General features: G+C 33.9%; 6 protein-coding genes and 1 pseudogene. 1 reads left to right on the top strand and 6 read right to left on the bottom strand.

The genetic code is table 11. The annotated features are described in order from the left end of the window. Positions 1-25: 25 nt before the first annotated feature. From OPR58_RS06920 to rnhA, 5 genes and pseudogenes are all read right to left on the bottom strand, one after another. Entirely contained in the window at positions 26-1,201 is a 1,176-nt protein-coding gene (locus OPR58_RS06920) for a hypothetical protein (RefSeq protein WP_264377704.1), read from the bottom strand. A gap of 170 nt (positions 1,202-1,371) precedes the next feature. Continuing rightward, positions 1,372-2,037 carry a JAB domain-containing protein gene (locus OPR58_RS06915; RefSeq protein WP_262986252.1) on the bottom strand — a complete coding sequence of 222 codons (666 nt, stop codon included), beginning with the start codon at positions 2,035-2,037 and terminating at the stop codon, positions 1,372-1,374. A 170-nt stretch (positions 2,038-2,207) separates the two neighbouring features. Then, a complete protein-coding gene (gene wmk, locus OPR58_RS06910) occupies positions 2,208-3,146 on the bottom strand; it encodes a WO male-killing family protein Wmk (protein ID WP_265022326.1) in 939 nt (312 codons plus the stop codon). 68 nt (positions 3,147-3,214) lie between these two features. Beyond that, positions 3,215-5,032 carry a DNA mismatch repair endonuclease MutL gene (mutL, locus tag OPR58_RS06905; RefSeq protein WP_265022325.1) on the bottom strand — a complete coding sequence of 606 codons (1,818 nt, stop codon included), beginning with the start codon at positions 5,030-5,032 and terminating at the stop codon, positions 3,215-3,217. A gap of 92 nt (positions 5,033-5,124) precedes the next feature. Further along, positions 5,125-5,553, bottom strand: a pseudogene (rnhA, locus tag OPR58_RS06900) (ribonuclease HI); the annotation flags it as partial. A 409-nt stretch (positions 5,554-5,962) separates the two neighbouring features. Between rnhA and OPR58_RS06895 the strand changes: the two are divergent. Next, the gene (locus OPR58_RS06895) at positions 5,963-6,856 is read left to right on the top strand and encodes an Rpn family recombination-promoting nuclease/putative transposase (RefSeq protein WP_265022324.1); all 894 of its coding nucleotides are present in this window, start codon (positions 5,963-5,965) and stop codon (positions 6,854-6,856) included. A 322-nt stretch (positions 6,857-7,178) separates the two neighbouring features. On the opposite strand, the gene OPR58_RS06890 is transcribed toward OPR58_RS06895, so the two are convergent. After that, on the bottom strand, positions 7,179-14,852 hold the full coding sequence (locus tag OPR58_RS06890) for an ankyrin repeat domain-containing protein (protein ID WP_265022323.1): 7,674 nt from the start codon (positions 14,850-14,852) through the stop codon (positions 7,179-7,181). Positions 14,853-14,862 lie beyond the last annotated feature (10 nt).

The raw sequence follows: 14,862 nt of genomic DNA, 5'->3' as shown, positions 1-14,862 counted from the left end.
AACCTTAAAGTTGGCTGTAGACGGATTAAAGTTCTCTAAAGGTTTCTTTACTACCTTTACGTATTCTATTTACCCACGGAGACAATACTTCATTATTGCTAACCTCTTTTATAGCATACTTTTCACTCCATATGCCACATCTAGTGAAATTACCTTTCTCTACTGCTTCTTGAAGTTTCACTCCTCCAAAAAGGCAGTTTTTTCCTATTTCTTCGCCTCTTTTTTGTAACTCAGCCCACATTTCTTTGTTTTCTACTCTCACTTGTACTTGATCATATTTTTTTACATCGTGGTACAATATAATATTTAGCTGACCAATGCTTGTAGGAAATTCTAATATAATAGAGCTTTCATCTGACATATCGATATAGTTTCTTATACCTCCCTTCTCACTTTTAACCTCAACTGCATCATTGCCAATTTTTAAAATATTACTTCCTAAATCTCTCAGTATTTTGGCAACCTCTACTTTACTGTCCTCAGAAAATTCTATATATAATGTTGCATTGTCTATCTCGATATCTATTAATTCTCCTTCTTGAAGAGCACTTTCGCCAGCTTTCTCTAGTTCTTCTAGTCTCTCATCTATCTGTGGCTGAACTTCTGGCTGTAGCTCATTATAGATTTCACCTATCAATTTATTCTCCAATAAAGTATCATGAAACTCTGCACCGTTTAGCATTAGTTTACGTATTAGCTTTTTACGATCAGCCTTATCAAATTTATGAAAATGTGTACCCAATATTACATACTCAGCAAAGCTCCACTCCCCATCATTACATGCATTTAGCCTTCCTCCAGATGCTAATACTTGGTCTATGGCTTTATGCAATTCATTTACGCTTTTTGCCTCTACTACAGAACTCTTAAACCAGCTTAACTTTTCACTTTCGCTTGCACTTGGCTTTATTTTTTTCAAAGCTGAAGTAAATGGATTTAAATATTCTGCTTGATCGTTTAAAGGTTTTGTACCATATATATAATCAAGCCCTTTTCCATAGTTGATTTGAACGTCTCTATTAGAGGAGGGCACTTCTCCAGGTTTTTTAGCCTTATTAATTTTGCCTACAAAGGTGTTAGTACGACCAATTCCTATAATCGCATTTGATATTTCACCCTTTGATAATCTATCAAGATCAACATTTAATTCGTAAACACCTCCTTCTTGATCATCAAAAGGTACAATTATTTTATTAACCATATTAGCCTCCGCTATTAAATATACTTTACTAAGTCTATAACCTACTTTATTACTTTATTATTAATTCAATATATACTTTCTCATTAATTATAAGCAATGATTAATGTGATTGCAAATACTTTCTTCATTCAAGTAGTTAAACAACTCATGAAAATCTTCAAATATCTGCTTTATAACAGTCCTTGCTCTTTAAAGCTAAAATACCCAACACTTGTGATGATAATGTGATCCAGTAACCTAATCCCTATAGTCTGACAAGCTTTAGCCAAGTCTTTAGTTACAGCTTCATCCTCATCAGATGGCTTTAACCTTCCTTCTGGGTGGTTATGCGATATTATTATTGACGTTGCTTTTCTTATTAATGCCTTTCTTGTTACTTCTCTTATGTAAAAAGGTACCTTATCCACTGTACCAGTAAACACTTCTTCCCCCTTTAAACGGCACTTTTGATCAAAATATATTATTTTCATCTTTTCCTCCTCTGAATAACCAATACTCACCCTCAAATATTTTACTATGGTTTCCAAGTTATCCATTACAGGTCCTTTCTTTAACTCTTCTCTTGGTACTCTCTTTGCAGCTTCCTTTAGGCATAAAATTACTGCTACTGTAGAGTCAGTTATCCCTTCTATAGTTTTCAAGTCATCTATTTCCTGGCCTAAAACTCCTCCTATTCCAAAACTATCTATTAGCTTTCTAGCAATAATTCGAGCTTCTTCCCTGTCATGCACTGCACTTAGAAACGTTTCTATTACTTCACGATCAAGTAGTGCTTTACCGTTGCTTTCTAATGCTCTGAATTCTATTTCTTCTCTACGATCTTTCTTATTATTCATAAAAATTACCCTTCACTAATAACAAAATGTTTTTATATATTTACTGCTGTTTTTTTGTCAGCATTGGCATAAAGCCATAGCTTTTAAGTAAAGTCAAATCAATTTCTCAATCTTTTTTACTTATTTTTTCATGAATAGGTAAAGATATTAATATATACTGATTTTTTATTTTAAATTTGTTGAATTTCGTCTAAAGAGATGCCCACTGTTTTTAAAATAATATTGATAGAAATTCCTTCCTTAACTAAATTCTTTGCAATTTTCATCTTTTCTACTCTCTTCACTTTCTCTTTGCAAACTTGTATGCTTTCAAACAGAGATTTTATTAGTACATGACGTAATTCTTGGCTTTTAATCTTTTTGTATTCTTCTATTAACCTTGATAGTTCCACTTCACTATTCTCATTTTCTCTTGTTTCTGGAAGCAGACCTGTAATATTAATTAATAGTACCTTTGCTATTTCATCTAACATTTCAAGTGAAACAGCAGCTCGTCCTTGTTCATATTCATATATTCTTTGATTTATTATGCCTACTTTACTTGCTAAATCTTCTTGAGTGTATCCTCTTCTCAACCTCCATTCTTTTATTCTTTGACCTACTTTATACGGAATAGAAATTTTTTTCTCATCATTATCATATTCATCAATAGATAAACTGGTCGTTTGAGAGATAACATGAGCAGAAACTCCTTCCTTAACTAAACCCTTTGCCACCTCTACTTTTACTGCCTTTCCACTTTCTTCCTCACTAATACGGATGAATTTAGTTAATAAATAAAACGTTTCACGTAATTCTTGGTCCTTAATCTCTTTATGTCTTCTTACTAGATTTAATATCTCTTCTTCCTCATACCTTTCCTCATTTGATACTTCTTGTCCGCAAGCTAGATCTCTAGCAGTTGTTGATAATGCTTCTGCTAATTCATATAACTTCTTAATTGAAATTCTGCGTGTTCCTTTTTCATATTGCAGTATTACCTGATATGTTGTTCCGATTTTTTTTGCTAAATCTTTTTGAGTATATCCCTTTGCTAATCTACGATTTCTTACTTCCTGTCCTATCACTTTGTAATCTAAAAAATTAGAGCATTTATTCTCTTTTTTCACATTTTATACTCCATAACCAGAAGAGCTGTTACGTATACTTAATTGGGAACCTTTTTGACAAACTGAACTCATCTCCTTTCAAACAATTTTTCTATATCACTTAGTTTCATTTCTATATACGTTGGTCTTCCGTGATTGCATTGCCCAGCATAAGGTGTTTCCTCCATTTGTCTCATCAACTCATTCATCTCCTCCAACTTCATTGCCCTTCCAGCTCTAATTGACCCATGGCACGCAATGGTAGCTAGTATCTTGTTCACTTTTTCTTCTATAGGTAGCGTATCTCCTATCTCCATTAATCTATCAACTATATTCATCACCATCTCTTTCACATTTATTGTTCCTAAAATTGCAGGTATTTCTTTCACCCTTACTTTATCTTCTGATTCTATTTCAATACCAAAACCCATTTCAAAGAGCCTATCTTTATACATTCCAACCATCTCCATTCCTGCTTGGTTTTTAATCTCAACTGTTTCAGGAAGAAGAAGTTTTTGTCTTTTTATGCTTGATTTTTGCTTTAAGCACTCGTGTATTAATCTCTCATGGGCTGCGTGCTGGTCTACTATAATTAATTTTCCTTTAGCCTCAGCAATAATGTAAGTATTGTAGACCTGACAGCGTGCATATCCTAGAGGATGATCCGCTATTAAATCAATTTGCTTCCTTTCTAAAACCATCGTTCCCTTTTGGGGTAGAGATTCTCCATATTTAAACGTTTCTGGTAAGCTTCGCCTTCTTTCATCTGGTGCATTGAATTCTTTCATTAGACGATTTTCTAAAAGACTTGGCCTCTTCTCATAAAACTCTTTTTGATTTTTTTTCTCTTCACTATTAACCTTCTCTTGACTATCAAACTCTTCAATACTTTGAGACTTAACATCACTTGCTGCGAACGTGCCTATTCTCGTCGATAATGCTTTTATTAGCCCTCTTCTCACTATTTCATATACTAGCCTCTTGTTCTGAAACCTTACCTCTGATTTATTTGGATGCACATTTACATCTACTTGATCGTATGGTATCTCTAAGTGCAGCACTGCAAAAGGATACCTCCCACTTGGAATAAAGTCCTGATACGCATATCGAATTGCACCAATAAGTAGATTGTCTTTTATTGGCCTTCCATTAACAAACGTATAGATCTGAGTTGAATTACCACGACTAATAGTTGGTTTACAGATGTGTCCCGTAAGTTTGATGCCGTCTTCTTCCTCTTTAACTTCCAGCGAATTGCTCTGAAATTCTTCTTCTGTTTCACATAATCTGTTAAATAATGAAGTTTGTTTAACATATTTTAAGAGCTTTTTATTACCGGAAGTGAGAGTAAACCCAATACTATAGTTAATCATTGCTAAGTTATTTACAATGTCAACAATGCTTTGTGTTTCTGCCCTCTCGGTTTTTAGAAATTTTAATCTATTTGGTGTGGCAAAAAATAAGTCACGAATTTCAATATATGTACCTTGCAACAAAGAACAAGGGGTAATCTCTCTTATTTTTTCTCCTCCCTCATACCTTATAGACCATGCTTCCTTTGCTCCACTTGCCTTAGACGATAATTTCATTCTGCTTACTGCTGCAATTGAAGGTAAAGCTTCTCCCCTAAACCCAAGGTGCTTGATTTCTATTAACTCACTATCGCTTAATTTTGAAGTGGCATGCCTCATAAATGCTAGTTCTAAGTCGTCCTTTTCTATTCCATTTCCATCATCTGTCACAGTTATAAGGTTACGTCCACCACTTTCTATTTTGATCTCTATCTCTGAACTTCCAGCATCTATTGCATTTTCTACTAATTCCTTTACTACACTCGCTGGCCTTTCTATTACCTCTCCTGCTGCTATACGGTTTATAGTTTTTGTGTCTAAAAGAATTATTGCCATAACACTCCCTCCAATCTATGAAACTTAGAGCTCCCTCTATTTTTTTGTGATTTCTTGATCTCACAATCTCTATATTTTAGCTTTTTAGATTCCTTTCTAGCAAGTCTATCTGCCTCTTCATTATAGAGGTATTACCACTGTGAGCCTTAACCCACTTCCAGTTAATATCATGCTGCAAGACAATTTCATCCAATTCCTTCCATAACTCAACGTTTTTTACTGATTTTTTATTGGCTGTCTTCCAACCATTTGTTCTCCACTTATTGATCCATCCTGTTATACCTTGTTTAATATACTGACTATCAGTGTGTACAATAACTCTGCAGGAAATTTTTAACATCTTTAGCCCATTAATTACAGCCTTTAGCTCCATCTTGTTATTTGTTGTGTTCTCTTCACCTCCAGAGATACGTTTTTTCACTTTTATTTTCATACATCATCACAGCTGCCCATCCACCAGGACCTGGATTTCCAGAACATGCTCCATCTGTATATATTATAACCTTCTTTTTTTCGCCCATACTTACAGGATATAGATTCAACGTAAATTTGCTACCAAAATATGTTGATATTATTTTTTGAATATTTTAAAATATAAGGTATGATAGATTGACAAACCTATCCTCACGATGTTAGGTAAATCGTAATTGAGCTTTTAGGCTCGTATTTTTATTAGGAGGTTAGTCTCTCACACTGAAAATAAATATTTTTAAGCTCTTAATAGCTCATCAATTCATTTGCTGGGGTTTTAAGGCCTTTTATAAGGCAACTATAAAAAGATGATATCCCCTCTTTCATCTAAAGCCTTAAATGCAATTCTCAGATGATCTCTGACAGACGTTTTTTCATCAACACATTTAAAACAATAAAAAGATTGAACATTTCCTCACAATTGTGTATAATAATTAATGCTTTTTATCTTACTTTCTCATGGCTCTTTCGAAGTTTCTTGATGCACGCAATGATTATGCCTTTAAAAGAATATTTGGCACTGAGAAAAACAAAGATATTCTCATTCATTTCTTGAACGATATTTTAGGCTTTACTGGCTTAGCTGCTATTCACGATGTTGAATTCTTAGCTACCATTTTAGACCCTGAGATTGCCGCTAAAAAGCAAAGTATTGTCGATGTTCTTTGTAAAGACTCTCAAGGTTCAAGATACATTATAGAGATGCAGTTCACTAAGACCAAAGGCTTCGAAAAGCGTGCTCAGTATTATGCTGCTAAAGCCTACTCAAGTCAAGCAGATCAAGGTGATAATTATCATAATCTCAAGGAAATTATCTTCATAGCCGTTGCTGATTGTATTATTTTTCCAGATAAAGCTGAGTACAAATCTAATCATGTCATTTTAGATCAAAATAGCTTTGAACATGACTTGAAGGATTTTTACTTCGTATTCATAGAACTACCAAAATTTACAAAGACAAAAGAAGACCAACTAGAAAATATAGTAGAAAAATGGTGTTACTTTTTTCGCTATGCAGGAGAAACAAGGGAAGAGGATCTAGATAAGATAGTTGGTAGTGACGTAATAATAAAACGAGCTTATGAAGAGATGAATAAGTTTAATTGGTCAGAAGAAGAGTTACTAGCATATGAACAAATGAAAAAACGCATAATGGATGAGGTAGCTGCTTTTGCTCAAAAATTTGATGAGGGTCTTAGAGTTGGTCAAGAAAAAGGTAGACAAGAAGGTAGGCAAGAAGAAAAAATCGAAGTTGCAAAAAACTCACTCAAGGCCGGTGTCTCTATTGATGTTATCGCTCAAATTACCGGTCTCTCTCATTCTGAAATTTCACAACTCAAAGAAAAAACATAATTATTCACTTTAACATTTATAAAAACCTTCTCTAAGTTAGACATATCACCTAATTAAGAATCTAGTGAACTGTCTAAAATGGCTATAAAGATTGCACATAGAATTATATAAATTACTATCATAACGTTACTCAAACTTCTATATCAAAGCTACGTGCTGTAAGTTCAATATGGAAAACACATTAACCACTTAGCATTTAATGTCTACTTCATCCATTTTAGTATTAAGACTATCAAACTTGCTACTGGTTCCCCTAATTATTTTGGCTACCCTCACTTTAAATTTTCCACTACTTGGCATATTATACCTTCCATATTCTCATCTACTTACTCAAAGTATTTCCAAGCTTGGTTACTCCTACATCAGAAAGACAAGTTGATATTTTGTCCTTTGAATGGCTGTGAACTGAAGCATTACTTAAATAACTTTGAGGCTCTAAACTCATCTGCTGTTTTTTTGTACCATCAACTTCTAATCTACCATCTCTGTTGTGTAATATCTGCTCTATTGATTGATTTAGCAGACCCTTATTAAATTGAGCTATAAACTTGTCAAACTTTTTCGGACTTAACTTACCAGGGCATCCTGCTTCTCTACCAGGACATGCTTCTTCTAGGTATGAGTTTAAAACTCCCGAAATCTCATCAAATTTACCACTCATGATTTTTCCTGTAACTTCTTTCTGTATTTCCACAAAATCAATATTTAATCGATGCATTGATACACCACTTTTTAATCCAGCTTGCTCTACTACTTTCTCAAATCCCTCTGTAATATTTAATGCATAGCCCTGTGCTTCTAGTGGGGATATAGACTGATCTACTGTAGAAATATACTTCTGACGTGTAACTTTTCTAATTAATAAATCAAGTAATATTATTGTACCATTAAAATCAACCTGTGATAGATAGTGATCTCCCATTTCTAGTATTGTATTTCCGCCACTCGGTTTAAATTTAACAGGTGTTTGCCTTTCACGCATTTGTTTTATATTTGCATTTACATAACCAATATTATCTCGGGAAAAACCCCCATTTGTAAAATAATTACTTTCTTGTTTTTTATCTGTACCATCAGATGATAGTGTGGTACTTGTTGAGCTACTATTACTTACCGAAGCTTTGGCAAATTGCCCATCAACTTGTGAGATTGAATCCTTAGTGCTTGATATTCCCACAGGTTTAGAACTTAACAATCCACCTATAGAGCTCTTTACCCAACCAAATAAATCATTTATCCATGAAGATGGTCTTGTACTACCACTTACTGCTATCTCAGGTTGATTACTTGAATCTATAGCAAGAAGTTTTCTTGACATATGATGACGAGCATGATCTCCATGGTGATGACGGCGTTTGCGTTGTCTTACACTATCATCAGCTGGGATAACATGATAAATCAACGCTGAAGATGGAACTGCAGACTTGCTCCTTAAATATTCCTTAATTTCTCTATAATTCTGATTGATAGCCAAATCATAGGGTGTTCTACCGTCAGCAGTTAAGGCATTAACATCAGCACCTCTTTCAACAAGACGCTTAACGACATCTAATGAACCCAACTGCACAGCCCAATGAATAGGTGTCCAACCTTCATCATCTTTGACCTTAATATCAGCATTGTTATCTAAAAGAAGTTCAACTATATTAAAATTGTTCTTTTGAATGGCCCAGAACACAGGAGTCCAACCCTGCCTACCCTGAACATTAACGTTAACACCTTGTCTGATACCGTCTCTAACTTTTTCAAGATCTCCTTTTTCTGTAGAAATTAATAATTCTTTATCTAGATCCAATTGTTTTTGTTTCAAAACTTCTACTATATCTTCGTAACCCTTTTGAATAGCTAGGTCTAAAGATGTCTTGCCGTACATTTCTGTAGCCTTTAAATTAGCACCCCTGTCAAGAAGTAGATTTACTACATTCAACCTGTTTGCGTCAACAGCAATATGCAAAGGTTTCCTATTGTATGCATCTTGAGCCTCAATATTAGCACCTTTATCAAGAAGAAATTGAACCATATTTGAATTACCTTCTTGAGCCGCAAAGTGCAAGGGTGTTCCTTGATATGTGATCTCATTATTAAACTTGGCACCCTGAGCTATAAGGAACTTGACCGCATCCCATTTACTTCCCCGAGCGGCATAGATTATAGGTGTCCAACCATTATTACTATCTTGAGTATCTAAGCTAGCACCTCGAACTACAAAATCCTTAACTTCATTAAGATTACCACCTTGTACTGCAGTTAACAACTGCCTATCTAGACCTAATTGTGTTTGTTGTAAGTATTCTACAACATTATTATGTCCTTTATCTCTAGCAAGATCTAGCGGTGTTTTACCATCATTATCTTTAATAGAAAGATTAGCACCTTTCTCTATAAGATGTTGTACTATACTTAAGTGACCATTTCTGGCAGCCCAATGCAGAGGAGTCCGACCAATATTATCTTTAGCATCAATGTTAGCACCTTTATTAATAAGGAGATGAACTATATGCCATTTACCTAAGTAAATAGCAAAAAGCACAGGTGTTCTACCCTTATTATCTTTAGCTTCAATGTCAGCACCTTCATTAATCATAAGATTAGTCATATCAAAACTACCTAATTCTATAGAACTAAACAGCTGCTCTTTTAATAATAAAGTGCTCTTTTCTCTATTAAATTCCTCGATAATGCCTTCTGACTTATAAAATGTAGAAACTATACGTCTTGGATTAGAAATTATCGTATCATTAAAAGCAAAGATCATCTCCCTTGCTGGTTGATAAGTATTCCAATTTTCTACCTTTACAAGGACATCGCCTTCACGTAATAGTAATAAACTATCATTCATAACTTTCATATCGAAATCTAATATAGACTTATCTTTCAAATCAACTAAACCAATATCATTCTTGTTAATAGGTTGATTATGATAAATCTGTAACCCTTGCTCATCTGGCTTATAATACCTGAAAGAACTAAATTCATCAGCTCTTTCTCCAAATTCTTCTGGTTCTATAATTCTATTGTTCAGTTCTACAGATAAATCCCAATTTTTGTGAACAGAAGAATAATAATTTGATATCGATAATGCCCCTTTATCTGATAACAATAGCAAATCATTATTTAGTTTCAAGAAAAGTACTTTGTCTGAGTCAAATGTGAAACAATTATGGTGATTTAATAAGTCAGTACCATTAACACTAAACCTTCCATCTATTTTCAAGCTATGAGAACAATAATCTCGCTCTAATTCTCCATTCTGAAGTTTGTAGTACTCTTGCCCGTCAAATGTAACTGTAACATCTTTATAATTCGGCAACAGGGCTACGTGCAAGCTATTTCTGTTAATCTTTATTTCTCCTTTATTATTTTCTATAAATGGTATATCATCTAACGTACAATTTAATTGGCTAAAATCCAATATGCCATTTGCTTGAGCAATCGTAATATTAGCGTCCCTGTTCTCGAAAAGATAAAGATGACTTATATTACTTGGAGCTTCCCAGTAAAAATTATGATGTTCTTTATCAGGATAAAAAATATGATTGCTAGAACCGCCTATAGTGCTATGATAATTGGCACTTGATAATTGCTTTGTAATATTAAAGCTTGAATTGTCTATCTTTCGTAAATTATCTAATTCATCATCTAACACAATATCACCTCTCAAGCTTTTTATCACATGCAAGTTTGTTACTACGCCAGTCTTATCATCTATTTTCGTTGGTGTTACAAATAAACCATCTGCTGTTTTTACCGATGTTTGTTTATCTACACTTATAGAAGCCCCACTTTTATTATAGATGGTTGTTATGTTATTAACGTGGGTTATGTTATATATATCATTAAAATTTATCGGTAATAATACTAAACCTTTTCCATGAATGGAATCACCAAAATAACCCTTTATTGTAGTAAAGTTTTTTGCTGTTATTACATCATTTCCACCTTTACCATCTACATAATCTACATTGAAGAACTCTAGGTAATTAGTTCTATTACTGCCAATAATAGAATGTATGTTTATTGAATCTGTAGTAAGATTACCTTGTGTTATGACTATGTTCTTTTGTCCATCTGCTCCTAAATCACAAGAAAACTTTCCTGCTATGTGAAAGAAATTTTTACCTGGACTATATACCTTACAACTATCTAATGACTTTTCAAAATAGTACCTATTTTCTATATTATCTCTTCTATCCCGATCACCATTTAAAATATCCTTTTCTTGAAAAACAATATTAACATTAGCATTTTGAGCCGGTATGTAATATATGCTTCCATACCCACGGGAATTCTTATTTCTGTATATAACTGCATTATAACAGTCGCCAGAATGTTCTTGCAAGGACCACTTTTCTAATACTCTATTTAATATCCTACCCCTATGTGGTGATGAATCTCCACATGAAGCTTGACTTGGCAACGTATACAGAATTTCCCTGTTTTTTTCATGTATTGTAATATCATCATCACGTGGTCCACAAGTGACACTATAATTTTCAATAGTACTCGGAACAATTCTAGAATAGTAATTCATATCATCAGCATAAAGAAAGTGCGTAATATTCGTACCTAAGTCAAAACCAAGCCTATTACTAATCACCCTAGTTTGGGTACTACACTTAAATCCGCCTAAAAGTTCTACAATTCCTTTACCAACATCCGATGGCATCATATGCCCCTGTCTTTTATCTCGAAAGTGTTTACTAGTAGCATATTCTTCTTTTGTAACCAGTATAGAAGGCAGTGAAATAGCTATTGTATCGTAGTTACTCTTAAATTGATTTAAGATCTTTGATATATACTGTTTATATATCTCTTCTGCTTGCAGATCATTTCCTATATAATCTGGTACTTTTTTACCAAGAAAGAAATCCCAATACAAGTCATGTTTCTCTTGATCTGTAAGTTTTATATGTTCTCCTAATTTTTCTACTTCAAGTCCCGCTTCTACAAATTGTGCTATAATGATTACAGCAACTGAAATAGCAGCACCAACCGGACCTGCAAATTCTCCTATTATTCCTGCTTCCATACCTATAGCTGACATTGTTTCCGTAACAACCGCAGGGACATCTGCAGCTATAAAGATAGAATTAGTTGCTATGTTTAGATCGGCAATCTTTATGTCTGCAGGATCTGTTGCATTTTGTCTTGCTTTAATCGATTCTGCTAGCCCTAAAAATGCCGCAAAATTACCTATAGCACGTCCCATAACTGGAGCAAACCCCTTCAACATCTGAGAATCAAGCTTTGTTCCTAACTCTAACATTTTTTCAGAGATTTTTTCACCAATCTTTGGCATTACCCAGAGATTTAATGCATCGTAGCCTAACCCCTCTATGTCTCCATTTGCTATATGTTTACCAACCAAAAATGCTGTAAAGGCAAGACCTGCACCTTCTGCTACTTTTCCTATTTTTTCTGCTACTCCGGATCTTCTCAGAATATTTTTCACTTCTTCTTTGTTCTCTATATTATCATTCATTTCTTTCACAATACCCCTAATCTCTGGGTCTATTGAATCCAGATCTATGTCTTTAATCTTTGCTACAAATGCTTCTTCAACATTTTTATCTATAATTTCACCTTTAGATATCTTCTGAGAAACCTTGAAAAGCTGATCATAAAACTCAATATTCTTTACTTTTTCCACTACCTTGTCAGTGTTAAATAACTCTCTAATAAGTTGTTTTTTTTCTTCCTCTGTAATCTTTTCTTCATCACGTGAATCCACGCAGGCCATATTTATATTACGTTTTTTTCTATTTCCATTACATTGCTGATTAAAAATATCCCTTGACTGCTCTAAAATATCTTCCGGTTGAAGAGGAGGTAAAATATGCATTGAGCTATGACTTACTAAAAAAACATCAAACTTGTCACGCGTTTCAATTAATGATTCAGGCGTGCTAGCACCTTTATGGAACACCGCCCAAAACATCTTTGCCCTTTCGCTATCTGTCAAAGATTTAACATTATTTGGTTGTTTCTTATAGCGATCTAACTGGCTTTCAGCCTCTTTAGCTTTTGTTGTTAATCCATCTGCTATACCCTGGGTTTCACTAAACTTCAACTCTATACCAGTAAACTCTTCCCCTCCAATCACCCCAATATCAATACGTTTACCTCTTCCAGATTGAACTTCCGGAATAACACCTATACGTTTCTTGCTACCTCCAGACATTTGCGAATCACTATAATACATAAATAAACCATGCAGTATAGCTTGAAAATCTATTTCATTATTAATCATTTCCTTAATAGGAAATACAGTGCTACTCACCTCTGTAAACAATTTCTTATAATGTTCTGCATTATCAGATTGTGTACCGATTCCCTTTTTATCTACTGCATTATCCAACATATTTTTTAATTTATTGACATCAATGTCTAATTTAGCAAACTCTCCACTGAAGCTTTGGGTCTTTTTTATGTTGTAGTTATCTAAATTATCACAAGAATTCACTTGAACCTTCCGGCACCAATTTTTAAATTCACCTGCTCTTGCCTTTTTCGTTTCTAGTAATAAATTAACCTCTCTTATTTTGAGGTTCCTATTTCCCCTAATTGATTCATGCATGCCAAGCTTTACATTAACCTCTTCATTTTTTCCAATTACTTCATCTATATTAATTTTCTTACTTCTTGAATCACTTCTAATGATATTTAGTAATACCAATTCATTTTTACCTGAATTCACGAACCCAAATGACGTGATATCATTAGAAACACCCCTATCGTGTTGAAAAATATACTTATTCCATACTTCTCTTGTTGTTCTTACAGGTATCAATTCTCCCAACAGCACCTCACTAGTATACCTATAATAGTTTTCAGCTAAATTTGGTATGGAGTAGTAAGTATACTTCAGTTGTTCGCGTATTTGCGCTGGATCAGCAGATTCTAACACTGATTGCAAAAAAGGCTTAGGATGTTGTTTATCTCTAGCCGCTTTATCTATTTTAATTCTATTGTTAGGCAAGTCAGGATTATATACTGCATAAATAACATTATCGTTATTTGTTATCATCCGCTGTGGACCATACTTAAATGCCTCAGCATATTTTTCTGCTTGATCAAAAGGGGTACCTTGAATGGTTAGCGTCTTACCAGCTTTAAGCTCTATTATTATAGGAATGGCATTATCTGACCTTTCAGGCGATCGGACCAGCACAACAATATCACTAAAACCTTCTCCTAAAGACAATTCAAGGTAGGACTTAAGGTTATAACGATACTTAAATAGCATTACAAAAAAGCCAGCAAACAACCCATGGTAATCAGATTCAAGTTTAAAATGTCCACTTTTTTTAATTATGTTCTCCTGAACCACCGAGTCAAAATAATCAAATACTTTTTTAATGCTACCCTGCACTTCTTTTACATCAGGAAGAGAAGATTTAGAAATTAAATCTTCTAAATTTTCTACTTCTGTTCTTTCCTTTAAAAAAAACAGTGCGTTTACTCCATGAATAGCAAACCTCTGTGGCATGAAAGATCGCCTATTAATACCCTTTATTTCTCTTATTTTTACATTACTTTGGTACTCCGTTGAGCGTAGATGTTCTATTGGAATGGAATAACCTACTTTATCCAACCTATCATACTTGCTACCTAACTTAGATTTTATGTAACTTATTTCTTCTGGTGTAAATTCAATATGTACATCATCAGAAACTACAACAAACAGCAATTTCTTGTTATTTTGTTTCTCTATCGGAATAGCAAATTTAACTCCAGAAATATAACCTGTTTTATCCTTTTCAATGTGGTAATATACTTGTTTAACTCCTAAATCCCTTCCCAATTTAGTATCTGGTAAAGTTAGAAAGCCACCTAACATAAACAGAGAGAAAAAACCTTTTTTATTTGCAGAGCGCTTATTATCTGGAAGCTGATCAATAAACGACTGCAACCTTTCCCGGAAGGTTCGAATATCACCGCTTAATAACATTTCAATTAATTCAGGGTATTGTTCGTTATTCACTGCACCTTGCATATTTATATCT

This window comes from Wolbachia endosymbiont (group B) of Ischnura elegans (assembly GCF_947251585.1).
GTDB lineage: Bacteria > Pseudomonadota > Alphaproteobacteria > Rickettsiales > Anaplasmataceae > Wolbachia.
This window is presented reverse-complemented; position numbering and strand designations above follow the sequence as displayed.

Bases quoted from the DNA above. Each gene is read 5' to 3' on its own strand.
- mutL (WP_265022325.1), bottom strand. From the start codon at position 5,032: ATGGCAATAATTCTTTTAGACACAAAAACTATAAACCGTATAGCAGCA.
- OPR58_RS06915 (WP_262986252.1), bottom strand. From the start codon at position 2,037: ATGAATAATAAGAAAGATCGTAGAGAAGAAATAGAATTCAGAGCATTA.
- OPR58_RS06920 (WP_264377704.1), bottom strand. From the start codon at position 1,201: ATGGTTAATAAAATAATTGTACCTTTTGATGATCAAGAAGGAGGTGTT.
- OPR58_RS06890 (WP_265022323.1), bottom strand. From the start codon at position 14,852: ATGCAAGGTGCAGTGAATAACGAACAATACCCTGAATTAATTGAAATG.
- OPR58_RS06895 (WP_265022324.1), top strand. From the start codon at position 5,963: ATGGCTCTTTCGAAGTTTCTTGATGCACGCAATGATTATGCCTTTAAA.